Source organism: Fuscovulum blasticum DSM 2131 (genome assembly GCF_003034965.1).
GTDB lineage: Bacteria > Pseudomonadota > Alphaproteobacteria > Rhodobacterales > Rhodobacteraceae > Pseudogemmobacter > Pseudogemmobacter blasticus.
This window is the reverse complement of record NZ_PZKE01000005.1, coordinates 220,037-235,497: the sequence shown is the minus strand read 5'-3', so window position 1 is coordinate 235,497 and position 15,461 is coordinate 220,037. Positions and strand designations below refer to the sequence as shown.

Below are 15,461 nucleotides of genomic sequence, written 5' to 3'. Positions count from 1 at the left end.
GGAGGGGGGCGGTGGCCGCGAAAGGCCGGGTCAGGCGGCAGGTGATCGAGGCCTTTCTCGACCATTCCTATTTCCTGAAGATGCCGCCCAAGTCGCTGGACCGAAACGATTTCAACAGCCTGCTGGAATCCGTTCGCAAGCTGGACACTCCGGCCGCCGCCGCCACGCTGACCGCCGCCGCCGCCGCCGCCGTGGTGAAGGGGGCCGAGCATTTTCCGGCCCCGGCCAGCCGCTTGCTGGTCACCGGCGGCGGCCGGCTGAACCCGGTGATGATGCGCCACTTGTCGCGCGGCTTCCCCTGCAAGGTTGAGCCGGTTGAGACAGCCGGCCTGAATGGGGATATGCTGGAAGCCCAGGCTTTTGCCTTCCTTGCCGTCCGCGTGTTGCGCGGCCTGCCAACGTCCTGCCCCGCGACCACCGGCGTGGCCGCCAATGTCGGCGGTGGACAGATCAGCCGGCCCGACGCCTGATCCCGGCGCCGTTCAGACAAAGGAGCGTTGCCATGACCATCGCCCGAAACACGATCTGCCTCTGGTATGACAATGACGCCGAAGGGGCGGCGCGGTTCTACGCCGAAACCTTCCCCGACAGTGCGGTGCAGTCCATCCTGCGCGCCCCGACCGATTTCCCGTCAGGCAAGGCGGGCGATGTGCTGACTGTGCAATTCACCGTTCTTGGCATCCCCTGCCTTGGGCTGAACGGCGGACCTGCCTTCCGCCAGTCCGAAGCCTTTTCGTTCCAGATCGCCACCAAGGATCAGGCCGAGACAGACCGTTACTGGAACGCCATCGTCGGCAATGGCGGGCAGGAAAGCGCTTGCGGCTGGTGCAAGGATCGCTGGGGCCTGTCGTGGCAGATCACCCCGCAAACCCTGACCGAGGCGCTGGCCGCAGGCGGCGGCGAAGCAGCGCGTGCCTTCGCCGCGATGATGGAGATGACCAGGATCGACGTGGCCCGGATCGACGCCGCCCGTCGCGGCTGACCCGGCGACGCCCGGCCGTCAGGCCTTGCGGCGGGCCGCACCAAAGGCGGCGCCAAGCGCCCCGATTCCGGCCCCGATCAGGGCGCAGTTGATCAGCGTCCCCACGATGTCCGATCGGTTCGCCGCCGCGACCGAGGCGGCAGCCTCTGACGCGCCGTCGCCGGCCTTGCGCGCATCCATCATCGCCACCATTCCGGCATCGCCGCAGCTTGCGGCCATCGTCGCAATGGTCTCGGGGCTGCCTTGGTAAAGCTCGGCCACAATGGCCTCGCACCGCGCCCTGTCCGCCGCCGGCACGGCAGGGGTGCCGAATTGACGCAAGGCGCCAAAGCCGATCAGGCCGGCGGCGATCAGCAGAAATGCCAGTCTTTTTGCCATGATGACAACCCTTTACAACAGGCGCCCGCCCAGACCGGCAGGGGCCGTGAACACAGCCAAAGGCCGGGACCGTTTCGTTGAAAAGACCGGCCCGGAGCGTTTGAACGCTCCGGGCTCTGGTCTCAGAGCAGCGCCTTCGCCTTGGCGACGGCCGCTTCGGCGGTGATGCCGAATTCCTTGTAAAGCCGCTCGTAGGGGGCCGAGGCGCCGAAGGACGACATGCCCACGAAATCGGCCTTGCCGTCACGCCCGCGCTCACCCAGCAGCCAGCGATCCCAGCCCTGCCGCACGCCGGCTTCTATGGCCACGCGCACCGGGCCTGCGGGAAGCACCTTCTTGCGATAGGCTTCGTCCTGCGCGGCGAACAGTTCCATCGACGGCATCGAGACGACGCGCGTGCCGATCCCTTCCGCCTCCAGCGCCTCGCGGGCTTTCAGCGCGATCTCCACCTCCGACCCGGTGGCGATCAGGATCACCCGGCGCTTGCCGGTGGCTTCGGCCAGCACATAGGCGCCCTTTGCGGAAAGGTTCTGGTTGGTGTGCGCCGTCCGCACGGCCGCCAGGTTCTGCCGACTCAGTGCCAGAACCGACGGGGTGCCGGTCTGGCTCAGCGCCAGTTCCCAGCATTCCGCCACTTCCACCAGATCGGCGGGCCGGAACACCAGCGTGTTCGGCGTGGCGCGGCTGATCGCCAGATGTTCGACCGGCTGGTGGGTCGGGCCGTCTTCGCCCAGACCGATGCTGTCATGCGTCATCACATAGACGACCGGCAGCCCCATCAGCGCCGAAAGCCGCATCGACGGGCGGGCATAATCGGTGAAGGCCATGAACGTGCCCGAATAGGGCCGCACGCCGCCATGCAGCGCCATGCCGTTCATCGCCGCCGCCATGCCGTGTTCGCGGATGCCCCAGTACATGTAACGTCCGCCTCTGGAGCTTACGTCAAACATACCCAGATCAGACGTTTTGGTGTTGTTCGATCCGGTCAGATCGGCCGATCCGGCAAAGGTCTCGGTCATCACCGGATTGACCGCCGCCAGCACCTTTTCGCTGGCCGACCGGGTGGCCAGCTTGGCCGGCGCCTCGACCGCGGCCTTCTTTACCGCGCGAATGGCCGCGCCCAGCTTCGGAGCCGGCTCGCCCGCGAAGATGCGCGCAAACTCGGCCTGCTTGGCCGCCGACAGCGTGGCCAGCCGGATTTCCCAGTCCGCACGGGCCTTTGCGCCCTTGGCGCCCAGCGATTCCCACCAGGCTTTCACGTCCTTCGGCACCTCGAACGCGGCGCCGGGCCAGCCGTAGGCATCCTTGGCGGCCTGCAGTTGCGTCTTGTCGGTCAGCGCGCCATGGCCCTTCGAAGTGTCCTGCGCGGCATGGCCGATGGCGATATGCGTCTTGCAGGCGATCATGGCCGGGCCGGCGCTGGCCTTGGCGGCGGTGATGGCACGGTCGATGTCATCCGGGTCATGCCCGTCACATTCGAACACGTCCCAGCCGCTGGCCGCGAAGCGGGCCTTCTGGTCGGTCACGTCCGACAGCGACACCTTGCCGTCGATGGTGATGTCGTTGTTGTCCCACAGCACGATCAGCCGGCTCAACTTGTGACGACCGGCAATGCCGATGGCTTCCTGGCTGACGCCTTCCATCAGGCAGCCGTCACCGGCGATGACATAGGTGTAATGGTCCTGCACCTTGGCCCCCCAGCGGGCGCGCAGGTGTTCTTCGGCCATGGCAAAGCCCACGGCGTTGGAAATGCCCTGGCCCAGCGGGCCGGTGGTGGTTTCCACGCCGGCCACATGGCCGTATTCCGGGTGGCCCGCGGTGATGGCCCCCCACTGGCGGAAGTTCTTGATCTGATCCAGCGTCACATCCTGATAGCCGGTCAGGTACAACAGGCTGTAGATCAGCATAGAGCCATGGCCCGCCGACAGGATGAAACGGTCGCGGTCCGGCCAGCGGGGCGCCTTGGGATCGAACTTCAGGTGTTTCGAGAACAGCACCGTCGCCACATCGGCCATGCCCATCGGCATACCGGAATGGCCCGAATTGGCCGCGGCCACGGCATCCAGCGTCAGCGCGCGGATCGCGGTTGCCCGCATCCAGTGGTCGGGGTGGCGGGCGCGAAGGGCGGCGATTTCCACGATGGCGGTCCTTTCGGGGCTGCAACAGGGTTGCTCCCGCGATACCGGCCCGCCTTGGCAAGATCAAGCTTGCTCGCCAAGGCCTTGGGAAGAAAGGCTGGCCGCTTTCCCCCGGTTTCGCGATAAGATTGCCCAAGCAGGTTTGCGGGGCGATTCGCAGGCCGTGTCCGAAGGGGCGGAACAGCCCCGCAGCGACGGATTCGGGAAGGGGCAGCGGATGCAGGATATCATCGAACTTGAACGCCGGATCAGCACCGCGCTGGACCGTATCGGTCGGGGGCTGGACAGCCCCCCGCCCGCCGTCGCCCCGCCGCCCGCCGTTCCCGTGGCCGCGCTTGCGCTGGAGCTTGACCAGATCCGCACCGAGCTTGCGGCCGAGCGGGCCACATCGGCCCAGTTGCGTGAGCGCCTGCGCGCGATCCGCGACCGCGAAGCTGCGGGCCGCAGCCCGCAGGATGAGCGGATCGAAAAGATGACCCGCCAGCTTGATGTGCAGGGTCTGGAATTGCAGCGTATGCGCAAGACGGCCGTGCTGTTGCGCGAGGAACTGCGCCGCCTGCGCGAAGCGCAGGACGCCGGCAGCGTGGATGCGGCGCAGATCAACCGCGCCATGCTGGCCGAACTTGACGCGCTGCGCGCCACGCGCCTTTCGGAACTGGCCGAGCTGGATGAGCTTACGGCCGCCCTCGACGAACATCTGACGGAGGCGGAAAATGCCTGAGATCGAAGTCCTTATCGGTGGCCGGCCCTTTGTGGTGTCCTGCCAGCCGGGCGAAGAGCATTTCCTGCGCGCGGCGGCCCAGATGCTGGATGCCGAAGCGCAACCGCTGATCGCGGCGATGGGGCGGGTGCCGGAACCCAAGATGCTGCTGATGGCGGGGCTGATGCTGGCTGACAAGACCGCCGCCGGCGAAGACGAGCTGCGCCAGTTACGCGCCCGCGTGGCCGAACTGGAAGCCCGCCCCGCGCCGCCCGCGCAGCGGGTTGAGGTGCCGGTGGTACCGCCGCAGATTTTCGAGACGCTGGCCGAAATCGCCGCCCGTGCCGAGGCGCTGGCCGACCGCACCGAAGAAAGGGCTCGCGCATGAAACGGATCTCGCTGATGCTTCTGGCGGCCCTGGTTGCCGCCCCTGCGGTTGCCGATGAGACCCAGGTTCTGACCACGCGCTACACCTGCGACCGCGGGGTTATGGTGCCGGCCACCTATGTCAACGCCGTCGACCTGTCGCTGGCGGTGATCCATGTCGAGGGCACCCAGATCACCCTTTACAATGAACCTGCGGCCTCGGGGGCCCGCTACGGCTGGCCTTCGGACGGTGCAAACTACGTCTGGTGGACCAAGGGCGACGAGGCGGCGCTGTACTGGAAGGAAGCCGGGGAAGAGACACCCGTGCTGCAGAACTGCAAGGAATCCGGCTGAACCGGAAAAGGAAACGCCCGGCGGGGACCGCCGGGCGCAAAAATCGCCGAAGATTTTTTGCAAATTCCTTCGAAGGAATTTGCCGCCTTACTCAGGCGTTTGCTTCGCGGATCTTGTTCGCCGCGTCCTTGTCATAGGCCACGCCCTTGGCTTCGAACAGCGCGTCCAGCTCGCCCGACAGCGTCATCTCGGTAACGATGTCGCAGCCGCCGACGAATTCGCCCTTCACATAAAGCTGCGGAATGGTGGGCCAGTTGGAGAAATCCTTGATGCCCTGCCGCACGTCGGCATCGGCCAGCACGTTCACGTCAACATAGTCGACGCCCATATAGTTCAGCACCCCGGCGACGCGGGACGAGAACCCGCATTGCGGCATCATCTTGGTGCCCTTCATGTAAAGCACCACATCGTTCTTGGTGATCGTCTCGCGGATCTGATCCTGCGCGCTCATGCCTTGTCCTTTCAGTCCGGAGCTTTGGTGGTCAACGCCAGCGCATGTAGTTCACCATGCGCGCCGTCCATCTTGCCTTTCAGGCTGGCATAGACCGCGCGCTGCTGTTGCACACGGTTCATGCCGCGGAAGGATTCGTCGATCACTTCCGCCGCCCAGTGGTTGCCGTCGCCCGCCGTGTCGATCACGGTGATCTTTGCTTTGGGAAAGGAAGCGCGGATCAGCGCCTCGATGTCTTCGGCTTCCATCGCCATTGCGGGCCTCATTCATTGACTGGCATAAGATGTATGTCCAAGGGGCAGGGCCTGCAAGTGCGGCATCAGGGCGGGGGCGGTCAGGCCTGCCATTCGTCCCGCATCATTCCGAACAGATGCAGATCCACCGCCCGGCCAAGGCAGGGCCGCCACCATTGCGCCCGCTGCACCCCTTCGCGGCGGAACCCGGCCCGTTCGTAGATTTTCATTGCACGCGGGTTCTCCCCGCTGGCATCCAGCCAGAGCCGCGCCGCGCCAAGTGTGGCAAAGCCATAGTCCACCAGCGCGGCGAAGAAGGCATCGCCCCGCCCGCCACCGGCCTGCGCCAGCGCGATGCGGAACAGTTCCACCCGCCCCGACGGATCACCGATCTCGCGGAAGATGGCAAAGCCCGCCGGGCCTTTGCCTTCGTCCCAGATCAGCACCCGCGCCTCGGGGCTGTCGATCCAGCCCTGCAAGGTGGCCTCGTCGCTGTCCCCAATGAAGGGCGCATAGTCGGGCCGCGTCGTGAGGCTGCGGATGAAGCCGATGTCGGCCGGAGTCGCGCTCCGAAGGGTCATGTCAGGGCCTTCCATTCCCGGGCCAGCATCGAATAGGCGTGGCAATCCACCCAGCCATCGGCCCGCAGCCAACATTCGCGCATCGTGCCTTCGCGCACCAGTCCGGCCCGGGCAAAGGCGGCCAGACCAGCGGCATTGTCAAAGGCGATGTCGCAGAACAGACGATGCGCCCGCATGTCGGTGAAAGCCAGCTCCAACGCTGCCCGGATCAGCGCGCCCCCGTCGCCCCGACCCGGCTGCGTCAGTGCAAGGTTGGTCAGGAACACCACCTGCGGATAAAGCGCTTCGATGGTGGCGAATCCGGCAAAACCTTCGCCCCGGTCCCACACCAGAACCCGGCTTTTCGGGTCTGCCGCAAGCGCCTGCACGTCGGCTTCGGTCTGTTGCAGCAAGGTCCGGGGATGCGCCGCGATCAGCGCCGCAATACGGGGCAGGTCCGGGCTGTCAGGCCCGATCCGGCGCAGCATCAGACGCCCAGAGCTGCCGCGAAGGCCGAGCGATACAGCTTCGACAGTTCGGCCATCGGGGCGGATTCGCTGCCAAGCGTCACCGTCTCGCCACCGAACTGGCCAACCAGGGCAAGCGGCACGCCGGCCGCCTTGGCCGCGGCCTGCAACCCGGCCAGATCGGCCTGCGCCACCGCCACCAGATAGCGGGCCTGATCCTCGCCGAACAGGAAGGGGATGTCGTTGGCGTCGATCCAGACACCCAGACCCGCGGCTTCCGCCAGTTCAAAGGCCGCCAGCGCCAGCCCGCCATCGCCAAGGTCGGTACAGGCGCGCAGCGCCTTGCGGTTGGCGCGGATGAACTCGCCGTTACGGCGCTCGGCCGCCAGATCCACCGGCGGGGCATCGCCCGATTCAATGCCGAAGGCTTCCGCCAGCAGCGCAGACTGGCCCAGATGGCCCTTGGTTGCGCCCACCAGCACCGCCAGATCGCCGGTTTCGGGCTTGCCCGCAATCAGCTCATCCAGAGATTTCAGCAGCCCCACGGCGCCGATGGTCGGCGTGGGCAGGATCGGCTGGCCATCGGTTTCGTTGTAAAGGCTGACGTTGCCCGAGACGATCGGCATGTCCAGCGCGATACAGGCTTCACCGATGCCTTTCAGCGCCCCGACGAATTGTCCCATGATTTCGGGCTTTTCGGGGTTGCCGAAGTTCAGATTGTCGGTGGTTGCCAGTGGCAGCGCGCCCACGGCGGTCAGGTTGCGATAGGCTTCCGCCACGGCCTGCCGGCCGCCCTGCACAGGGTTCGCCCTGACGTAGCGCGGGGTCACGTCGCTGGTGAAGGCCAGCGCCTTGCCGGTGCCATGCACACGCACCACGCCGGCGGGCAGACCGGGCGTCACCAGCGTGTCGGCGCCGACCTGGGCATCGTATTGTTCATAGACCCATCCCTTGTGGGCGTGGTTCGGGCTGCCGATCAGCGCCTGTAGCCCATCCAGCAGGCCGATCTCGGGCACGGGAACCAGGGCGGGGGCGGGGGGCGTCTCGACCCAGGGCCGGTCGTACTCCGGTGCGCTGGACGCCAGCTTCGACAACGGCAGGTCGGCTTTCACCTCATTGCCGTGCAGGATCAGGAAGCGGTCCTCGGGGATGGTTTCCCCGACGATGGCGAAGTCCAGATCCCATTTCCTGAAGATCGCCCGCGCTTCCGCCTCCATCTCGGGCTTCAGCACCATGAGCATCCGCTCCTGGCTTTCGGACAGCATCATCTCATAGGCGGTCATGTTGGTTTCGCGCTGGGGCACGTCATCCAGTTGCAGCCGGATGCCAAGGCCGCCCTTGTCGCCCATTTCCACGGCGGAACAGGTCAGCCCCGCCGCGCCCATGTCCTGAATCGAGATGACCGCGCCGCTGGCCATCAGCTCAAGGCAGGCTTCCAGCAGGCATTTCTCGGTGAAGGGGTCGCCGACCTGCACCGTGGGGCGCTTTTCCTCGATGGTTTCGTCAAATTCGGCGCTGGCCATGGTGGCGCCGCCCACGCCATCGCGGCCGGTCTTGGCGCCCAGATAGACCACCGGCATCCCCACGCCGCTGGCGGCGGAATAGAAGATCGCATTGGTGCGGGCCAGCCCGGCGGCAAAGGCGTTCACCAGACAGTTGCCGTTATAGGATTTGTGGAACCGCACTTCGCCGCCCACCGTCGGCACGCCAAAGGCGTTGCCATAGCCGCCCACGCCTTCCACCACGCCCTTGACCAGATGCGCCGTCTTCGGATGGCTGGGCAGGCCGAAGGACAGCGCGTTCATGGCCGCGATCGGCCGCGCGCCCATGGTGAAGACATCGCGCAGGATGCCGCCCACGCCGGTTGCCGCGCCTTGATGCGGTTCGATGTAGGAGGGGTGGTTGTGGCTCTCCATCTTGAAGATCACCGCATCGCCATCGCCGATGTCCACGACGCCGGCGTTTTCACCCGGTCCGCAGATCACCTGCGGGCCGGTGGTCGGCAGCTTGCGCAGGTGGATCTTCGACGACTTGTAGGAACAGTGCTCGTTCCACATCGCGCTGAAGATGCCCAGTTCGGTGAAGGTCGGTTCGCGCCCGATGATCTGCAGGATGCGCTGATATTCGTCCGGCTTCAGCCCATGCGCCGCCACAAGGTCGGGGGTGATCTGGGGTTCGCTCATCACGGGGCCTCCGGTCGCGGCAAGGGGATGCGCGCGTCCTATCCGATGCCGCCTCGGCGCGAAAGCCCCTGCAAGGGGGACGGCGCCTGATGTGCCCGCATTTTCACAGGTGTCAGGGGTGGCCCTGACCTTGCACCGGCAGCAAACCGTGGCTGCGCCAAACAGGGGCCGGAAAAAAGAGAGGCCGAGCAAAAGCCCGGCCTAAGTCCAACAGGGAGGTATGAGACGACAGGAGTTGCCTCGAACATCGTCTCGCCGCCCGATTTATGGGCTGTTTGTGAATCGTGCAAGGTCAGGAATGCCGCAGGTGCAGCATGTCCGCCATGCGTTCGGTGCATGGCTGGGCGATGGGCTGACCCTAACCCTGCTGACGTTTGCGATAATCTTGGATTTCATCCATCACAAAGTCCCGAAAAGCCGAGACCCGCTTGGAATGCCGCAGCTCTTCGGGGTAGGCCAGAAACACCGGCACTTCTCCGCTTTCCACATCCGGCAGCACCCGCACCAGATGCGGGAAACCTTCGGTAATGTAATCGGGCAGCACCCCGATCCCCAGATTGTTCAGCACCGCCTGCAACACGCCGAAGTAGTTGTTGACGTGCAGGGTCGAGGGAATTTCATGGCTCATCAGTTCAGCCACGAGCATGGCGCCCGAGGCCACCTGCGGCGTGCCCGGATGCTGGCAGATCAGCCGGTGCTGCGTCATGTCTTCCATCTTGTCCGGCGTGCCATGCGCGGCCAGGTATTCCGGCGTTGCATAAAGGCGCATACGGATCTGCATGAGCCGTTTGCGGATCAGGTCGGCTTGGCTGGGTTCCTTCATGCGGATCGCGACGTCCGCCTCGCGCATGGGCAGGTCAAGGACGCGCTCTTCCAGCATCAGGTCGATCTTCAGGGCCGGGTAATGTTCATAAAGCCGCGCCAGCCGCGGGGCCAGCCAGAGCGTGCCGAAGCCGGTGGTCGTTGTCACCCGCAACTCGCCGAACACTTCGTCTTCGCTGTCGCGAATCCGCGCCGCCGCTGCATCCAGACGCTTGACCATCTGCGTGGTGGCATCGAACAGCAATTCGCCCTGTTCCGTCAGGATCAGCCCCCGCGCGTGGCGATGGAACAGGGTGACGTTCAGGCTTTCTTCCAGGGCACGGATTTGCCGGCTGACGGCCGATTGAGAAAGGTGCAACACCTCGCCCGCGTGGGTCAGGCTGCCCTTGTCAGCCACCGCATGGAAAATCCTCAGCTTGTCCCAGTCCATCAGCCCATCCTTCAAAACGGCGCAACCGTAACACAAGCCATGCGATTTAGGAAAACCTGATCCATCATAAAAGCCCTGACTGAGGGGAAAATTTGCAGATGCAGCACCCGTGGCGTCACGGGACTTTCAGCGCGGGCCGCTTCGGCCTATGATCGGCGCAAGACGGGCATGAACCCGCAGGCAGGAAAGGGGCAGCGATGGCAGTCGGCGTTTTCGATTCGGGTCTGGGGGGGCTGACGGTTCTGGATGCCGTTGCGCGACGCCTGCCGCAGGTGCCCTTCGTCTATTTCGGCGACAATGCCCACGCGCCCTATGGCGTCCGCACCTCTGACGACATCTTTGCCCTGACCTGTGCGGCAACCGAACGGCTATGGGACGAGGGGTGCGATCTGGTCATCCTCGCCTGCAATACCGCCAGCGCCGCTGCGCTGAAGCGGATGCAGGAAACCTGGGTTCCGAAGGACAAGCGCGTTCTGGGGGTCTTCGTGCCTTTGATCGAGGCGCTGACCGAACGGCAATGGGGCGACAACAGCCCCCCGCGCGAGGTGGCGGTTAAACACGTCGCGCTGTTCGCCACGCCGGCCACCGTGGCCTCCCGCGCCTTCCAGCGCGAACTGGCCTTCCGTGCCATCGGTGTGGATGTCGAGGCGCAGCCCTGCGGCGGCGTCGTCGATGCCATCGAGCAGGGCGACGAGATCTTGGCCGAGGCGCTGGTGCGCAGCCATGTCGAGGCGCTGAAGCGCCGGATGCCGCGCCCCGAGGCGGCGATCCTGGGATGCACGCATTACCCGCTGATGCAGCAGGCGTTCCAGGATGCGCTTGGCCCCGAGGTGAAGGTCTATTCCCAGGCCAATCTGGTGGCCGAGTCGCTGGCCGATTACCTGACCCGTCGCCCGGAGTTCCTCGGGCAGGGGACCGAGACAAAGTTCCTGACGACAGGCGACCCCGCCAGCGTTTCGAACAAGGCAACCCTGTTCCTGCGCCACCGGATTGTGTTCGAAGCGGCCTGAGGGCCCATACTCCCACATTGCCAGGGCAAACCAAACGCCATGATCCCGCTGCAAGACTACCGCGCCGCCCGGCTTGCCGCGCTGACTGCCCCCGATGGCTGGCTGAACCTTGTCGCCCGAATCGATCTGACGCCCGGCAGCCATGCGGTTGGGGCCGCACAGGACATACGCCTTCCCTCCGGCCCCGATATGCTTGGCACGCTGACAGTCAGCGAGACCGGCGCCAGTTTTGCCCGGCCGGGGCAGGGGCCACAGCCGTTCCTTTCGGTGCCCGATGCCTTTCCGCAATTGCGGGTCGATCCGTTCCTGCTGGAGCTTCATACCGTTGACGGGGTTCCGGCGTTGCGGGTGCGGGATCTGAGCTTGCGGCCACAGGTGACCTTGCGCCATTTCCCCGACGTGCCCGGTTGGGTGATCCGCGCCCGCTGGCAGGAACTGCCGCCGCAGACCGCCAGCGTGGCCATGAAGGATGGCAGCCGGGCCGAAGTCACGCTGACCCATCGCGCCAGCTTTGACCATCAGGGACGTGAGGTCAGCCTGACACCGACGCATTGGAAGGCCGGCAAGCCGATGTTCGTCTTCCGCGATGCCACGGCGGGCGAAACCTACGGGGCAGGGCGGTTCCTGTTCGGGGAAGACATTGGCGACGGCGAGATCACCCTTGATTTCAACCGCGCCTTCACGCCCCCCTGTGGATTCACCGATTATGCGATCTGCCCGTTGCCGCCGCCCGGAAATGTGCTGCCTTTCCGCATTGAGGCAGGCGAGAAGGCCCCGGATTGAAAAGGGGCAGACCCTGCGGTCTGCCCCTTTTGCACAGAATGCTCTGACGCAGGACTCAGTCCTTGGCTCGTTCCACATAGCTGTCATCGTCGGTGTTGATGACGATCCGCGTGCCCGGCCCGATATGCGGCGGCACCATCACGCGCAGCCCGTTCGAGGTCATCGCCGGCTTGTAGGACGAGCTGGCGGTCTGGCCCTTCACCACCGGCTCGGTCTCGGTGATCTCGACGGTGATCTTCTGCGGCATTTCGATGGCGATCGGAATGTTCTCGAAGGTCTTGACGAAGCAGCGCATACCTTCCTGCAGATAGACCTTGTTGTCGCCCATGACATCGGCAGTGACCACGACCTGATCGTAGCTTTCCGGCTCCATGAAGTGGAAGCCTTCGCCGTCTTCATACAGGAAGTCATAACCGCGCTCGTCCACGGTGGCCTTCTCGACGCCGTCCGTGGTCTTCCACCGTTCGCTGACCTTCACCCCGTCCGAAATCCGGCGCATGTCGACGCTGGTCGTCGGCGTGCCTTTGCCGGGGTGGAAGTTGACGGCATTGAGGACGACATAGAGCTTGCCGTCCATCTCGACGACATTGCCCTTGCGGAGCGAGGAGGCGATGACTTTCACGTGGCGTGATCCTTGTGGTATGGGGCGCGCGGCGCGCGGATTGACGCGCCCTCTAGCGCACCTTGCCCCAGATTTCCAGCCGGAACCGCCGCAATGACCCAGACCCCCTGGTGGCACCCCTCGCGCCACGCTGACCGCCGCCCGCTGCTGCTGGCCCGCAACCGCATTCAGGCGGCCATCCGGGGCTGGCTGGCCGCCGAGGGTTTTGTCGAGGTGGACCCTGCCGCGTTGCAGATCAGCCCGGGGAATGAGGCGCATCTGCACGCCTTCCGCACCACCGCCATCGGCAATGACGGGGTAGGGATGGACCGCTACCTGCACACCTCGCCCGAGTTTGCGATGAAACGGCTGCTGGCGGCAGGAGAGACCCGCATCCACAGTTTTGGCCATGTCTGGCGCAACCGCGAACGCGGGCCGCTGCACAGCCCGGAATTCACCATGCTGGAATGGTACCGGACGGGCGAACCTTATGAGCGGTTGATGCAGGACATCGCCGCCTGGGTGCAGCTTGCCGCCGAGGGGCCGCTGCGCTTTCGCGACCGGACCTGTGATCCGGCGGCGCCCTATGAACGGGTCTCGGTGGCCGAGGCTTTCGCGGCCCATGCCGGCATCGACCTTCTGGCCACGCTGGCGGCCGATGGGGCGCCCGATGCGGATGCCCTGGCGGCGCAGATGGACCGCGCAGGGATTGCGCGGGGGCCGGGCGAAAGCTGGTCTGACCTGTTTTCCCGCATCCTGTCGGAAAAGGTTGAGCCGCGGCTGGGCATGGGGCGGCTGACGGTGCTGGACCGCTATCCCGCGGCCGAGGCGGCGCTGGCGCGGCGCTGCCCCGACGATCCGCGGGTGGCCGAGCGGTTCGAGGTCTATGCCTGCGGGGTGGAGCTGGCCAACGGGTTTGGCGAATTGACTGATCCGGTAGAACAGCGGGCGCGGTTCGAAGAGGAAATGGCCATCAAGGCGCGGGTCTATGGCGAGACCTATCCGATTGATGAAGACTTCCTTGCCGCGCTGGCGCTGATGCCGCCCGCGGCGGGTTGTGCGCTGGGGTTCGACCGGCTGGTGATGCTGACCACCGGCGCGCCGTCGGTCGAGGCGGTCATGTGGGTGCCCGCCGGGTGACATGTGCTGTTCCGAAACGGGACAGCGGCCGCATACTGGAAATCAACGCTTGCAGGCCCGCCTGACGGGTTCGTCACGGCCTTGTGCGGGCGCTTGCATTGCGGGTGCAATGGCCGCAAAAGAACCGCGCATCTTTTGCCTGCAAGGGACACCTGCCATGACCTACCGGATCGCCATCCTTGGAGCCTCGGGCTACACGGGGGCCGAGCTTGTCCGACTGATCGCAACGCATCCGCAGATGCGGATCACGGCGCTGTCGGCGGATCGCAAGGCCGGCATGACCATGGCCGAGGTCTTTCCCTTCCTGCGCCACCTTGATCTGCCGCGGCTGGTGAAGATCGACGAGATCGACTTCTCGCAAGTCGATCTGTGTTTCTGCGCGCTTCCTCATGCGACGACGCAGGAAGTCATCGCAAGGCTGCCGAAAGATTTGAAAATCGTTGATCTGAGCGCCGACTTCCGGCTGCGTGATCCGGCCGAATACGAGAAGTGGTATGGCCAGCCGCATACCGCCGTCGAACTGCAGAAAGAGGCGGTTTACGGCCTGACCGAATTCTACCGCGACGACATTCGCAAGGGGCGGCTGATTGCCGGCACCGGCTGCAATGCGGCGACGGGGCAGTTTGCGCTGCGGCCGCTGATCGCGGCGGGGGTGATTGATCTGGATGACATCCTGATCGACCTGAAGGCGGGCGTGTCGGGTGCGGGGCGCAGCCTGAAGGAAAACCTGCTGCACGCTGAACTGTCGGGCGGCACGCATACCTATTCGGCGGGCGGCAAGCACCGGCATCTGGGCGAGTTCGACCAGGAGTTTTCCAAGGTTGCCGGCCGCCCGGTGCGGGTACAGTTCACCCCGCACCTGCTGCCGATGAACCGGGGCATCCTGGCAACGGTCTATGTGAAAGGTGATGCGAAGATCGTGCATCAGACGCTTGAAAAGGCGTATGAAAATGAACCGTTCCTGCGCGTTCTGCCCTTTGGCGGCCTGCCGTCCACGCGCGATATCGCGGGCAGTAACTTCTGCCATATCGGCGTGATCGGCGACCGGATCGCCGGCCGTGCCATGGTGGTGGCGGTGCTGGACAACCTGACCAAGGGCAGCTCTGGCCAGGCGATCCAGAACGCGAACCTGGTGCTTGGGATCGAAGAGACGACCGGGCTGATGCTGGCGCCGATGTTCCCGTAAGGGGCACGGCTGCGACCGTTTGGTCACGCGGTCTTGACCAAGGTCAAAGCCGTTCCGATTTAGAACGTGTCAAAACGGCCGGCGTTCGGAAGGAAGAAAGCGCACCATGAACGGTACGAAGCAGGAATTCCGCGGTCTCAAGGGCCTGAAGAAGCAGCGCCGGATTCAGGTGATCCTGCTGGCGTTTCTGGCCATGGCCGTGGCAACGGGCCTGATCGGCTATGCCATGCGCGACGGTATCAATTTCTTCCGCAGCCCGACGCAGGTGGCCGAGGAACAGCCCGGTGAAAGCGAAGTGTTCCGCCTGGGCGGGCTGGTCAAGCAGGGCAGCCGCACCCCGCCCGAAGGTATGCAGTTCGGCTTCGTGGTGACGGACACCAAGACGGATGTTCCGGTGCGCTATGTCGGCAACTCGCCGCCGCCCGACCTGTTCACCGAAGGGCAGGGCACCATCGTGACGGGCACCATGAAGGATGGCGTGTTCTTGGCGACCGAGATCATGGCCAAGCATGACGAGACCTATCAGCCCAAGGAAGTGGTCAAGGCGCTGAAAGAACAGGGTGTCGATATTGACCCTGCCGTGATGCACGGCGGAAGCTGACGCAACCGCCGTGCGGTGGCACGAGGCGGCGTTAACGCTTTGCTGACAGCCTTCTTCCCCAGCCAAGGACAGCCGG

Annotated in this window: 19 protein-coding genes; 10 read left to right on the top strand and 9 right to left on the bottom strand. The window is 65.2% G+C overall.

Translation table 11 applies throughout. From position 1 onward, the window contains the following. Together C5F44_RS07585 and C5F44_RS07580 are read left to right on the top strand one after the other, a co-directional pair. Positions 1-470: anhydro-N-acetylmuramic acid kinase (locus C5F44_RS07585; protein ID WP_181318213.1), on the top strand; the 470-nt coding region annotated here is incomplete at its 5' end. A gap of 32 nt (positions 471-502) precedes the next feature. Beyond that, the gene (locus C5F44_RS07580) at positions 503-982 is read left to right on the top strand and encodes a VOC family protein (RefSeq protein WP_107672897.1); all 480 of its coding nucleotides are present in this window, start codon (positions 503-505) and stop codon (positions 980-982) included. Between the two features lie 18 nt (positions 983-1,000). On the opposite strand, the gene C5F44_RS07575 is transcribed toward C5F44_RS07580, so the two are convergent. Together C5F44_RS07575 and tkt are read right to left on the bottom strand one after the other, a co-directional pair. Next, positions 1,001-1,360, bottom strand: a complete 360-nt coding sequence (locus C5F44_RS07575) for a hypothetical protein (protein ID WP_107672896.1) — start codon at positions 1,358-1,360, stop codon at positions 1,001-1,003. A gap of 122 nt (positions 1,361-1,482) precedes the next feature. Next, positions 1,483-3,498, bottom strand: coding sequence for a transketolase (tkt, locus tag C5F44_RS07570; protein ID WP_107672895.1), 2,016 nt, complete (start codon positions 3,496-3,498; stop codon positions 1,483-1,485). A gap of 217 nt (positions 3,499-3,715) precedes the next feature. On the opposite strand from tkt, the gene C5F44_RS07565 reads away from it, so the two are divergent. Genes C5F44_RS07565 through C5F44_RS07555 form a run of 3 tightly spaced genes read left to right on the top strand, consistent with a single transcriptional unit; the run spans position 3,716 to position 4,918 of the window. After that, entirely contained in the window at positions 3,716-4,219 is a 504-nt protein-coding gene (locus tag C5F44_RS07565) for a hypothetical protein (protein ID WP_107672926.1), read from the top strand. Further along, positions 4,212-4,586 (top strand): cell division protein ZapA, encoded by a 375-nt coding sequence (locus C5F44_RS07560; protein ID WP_107672894.1) that lies wholly within the window; start codon positions 4,212-4,214, stop codon positions 4,584-4,586. Before C5F44_RS07565 ends, C5F44_RS07560 begins: the two co-directional genes overlap by 8 nt. Further along, the gene (locus tag C5F44_RS07555; RefSeq protein WP_107672893.1) at positions 4,583-4,918 is read left to right on the top strand and encodes an MliC family protein; all 336 of its coding nucleotides are present in this window, start codon (positions 4,583-4,585) and stop codon (positions 4,916-4,918) included. Before C5F44_RS07560 ends, C5F44_RS07555 begins: the two co-directional genes overlap by 4 nt. A 91-nt stretch (positions 4,919-5,009) precedes the next feature. Here the strand turns inward: C5F44_RS07555 and grxD are convergent, their stop codons facing one another. The 6 genes from grxD to C5F44_RS07530 all read right to left on the bottom strand — a co-directional run bounded on the left by grxD (position 5,010) and on the right by C5F44_RS07530 (position 10,064). Continuing rightward, positions 5,010-5,369, bottom strand: a complete 360-nt coding sequence (grxD, locus tag C5F44_RS07550; protein WP_107672892.1) for a Grx4 family monothiol glutaredoxin — start codon at positions 5,367-5,369, stop codon at positions 5,010-5,012. 11 nt (positions 5,370-5,380) lie between these two features. Next, positions 5,381-5,623 carry a BolA/IbaG family iron-sulfur metabolism protein gene (locus C5F44_RS07545; RefSeq protein WP_107672891.1) on the bottom strand — a complete coding sequence of 81 codons (243 nt, stop codon included), beginning with the start codon at positions 5,621-5,623 and terminating at the stop codon, positions 5,381-5,383. 80 nt (positions 5,624-5,703) lie between these two features. Further along, a complete protein-coding gene (locus C5F44_RS07540; protein WP_181318212.1) occupies positions 5,704-6,183 on the bottom strand; it encodes a GNAT family N-acetyltransferase in 480 nt (159 codons plus the stop codon). Continuing rightward, positions 6,180-6,650, bottom strand: coding sequence for a GNAT family N-acetyltransferase (locus tag C5F44_RS17805; protein WP_146161913.1), 471 nt, complete (start codon positions 6,648-6,650; stop codon positions 6,180-6,182). Before C5F44_RS17805 ends, C5F44_RS07540 begins: the two co-directional genes overlap by 4 nt. Further along, on the bottom strand, positions 6,650-8,812 hold the full coding sequence (gene purL, locus C5F44_RS07535) for a phosphoribosylformylglycinamidine synthase subunit PurL (RefSeq protein WP_107672889.1): 2,163 nt from the start codon (positions 8,810-8,812) through the stop codon (positions 6,650-6,652). The genes C5F44_RS17805 and purL overlap by 1 nt, the downstream gene beginning before the upstream one ends. A 358-nt stretch (positions 8,813-9,170) precedes the next feature. Then, positions 9,171-10,064: a LysR family transcriptional regulator gene (locus C5F44_RS07530; RefSeq protein ID WP_107672925.1), complete on the bottom strand. Its 894-nt coding sequence runs from the start codon at positions 10,062-10,064 to the stop codon at positions 9,171-9,173. Between the two features lie 197 nt (positions 10,065-10,261). Here C5F44_RS07530 and C5F44_RS07525 point away from each other — a divergent pair, with 197 nt between their 5' ends. After that, on the top strand, positions 10,262-11,074 hold the full coding sequence (locus C5F44_RS07525; protein ID WP_107672888.1) for a glutamate racemase: 813 nt from the start codon (positions 10,262-10,264) through the stop codon (positions 11,072-11,074). Between the two features lie 39 nt (positions 11,075-11,113). After that, positions 11,114-11,857 (top strand): DUF1684 domain-containing protein, encoded by a 744-nt coding sequence (locus C5F44_RS07520; protein ID WP_107672887.1) that lies wholly within the window; start codon positions 11,114-11,116, stop codon positions 11,855-11,857. Between the two features lie 55 nt (positions 11,858-11,912). Here the strand turns inward: C5F44_RS07520 and efp are convergent, their stop codons facing one another. After that, entirely contained in the window at positions 11,913-12,479 is a 567-nt protein-coding gene (efp, locus tag C5F44_RS07515) for an elongation factor P (RefSeq protein WP_107672886.1), read from the bottom strand. A 93-nt stretch (positions 12,480-12,572) separates the two neighbouring features. Here efp and epmA point away from each other — a divergent pair, with 93 nt between their 5' ends. The 3 genes from epmA (at position 12,573) to ccmE (ending at position 15,385) form a co-directional block, all read left to right on the top strand. After that, positions 12,573-13,598: an EF-P lysine aminoacylase EpmA gene (epmA, locus tag C5F44_RS07510; protein ID WP_107672885.1), complete on the top strand. Its 1,026-nt coding sequence runs from the start codon at positions 12,573-12,575 to the stop codon at positions 13,596-13,598. 157 nt (positions 13,599-13,755) lie between these two features. Continuing rightward, positions 13,756-14,784, top strand: a complete 1,029-nt coding sequence (gene argC / locus C5F44_RS07505) for an N-acetyl-gamma-glutamyl-phosphate reductase (protein ID WP_107672884.1) — start codon at positions 13,756-13,758, stop codon at positions 14,782-14,784. Positions 14,785-14,890: 106 nt separating this feature from the next. Beyond that, positions 14,891-15,385 (top strand): cytochrome c maturation protein CcmE, encoded by a 495-nt coding sequence (ccmE, locus tag C5F44_RS07500; RefSeq protein ID WP_107672883.1) that lies wholly within the window; start codon positions 14,891-14,893, stop codon positions 15,383-15,385. Positions 15,386-15,461 lie beyond the last annotated feature (76 nt).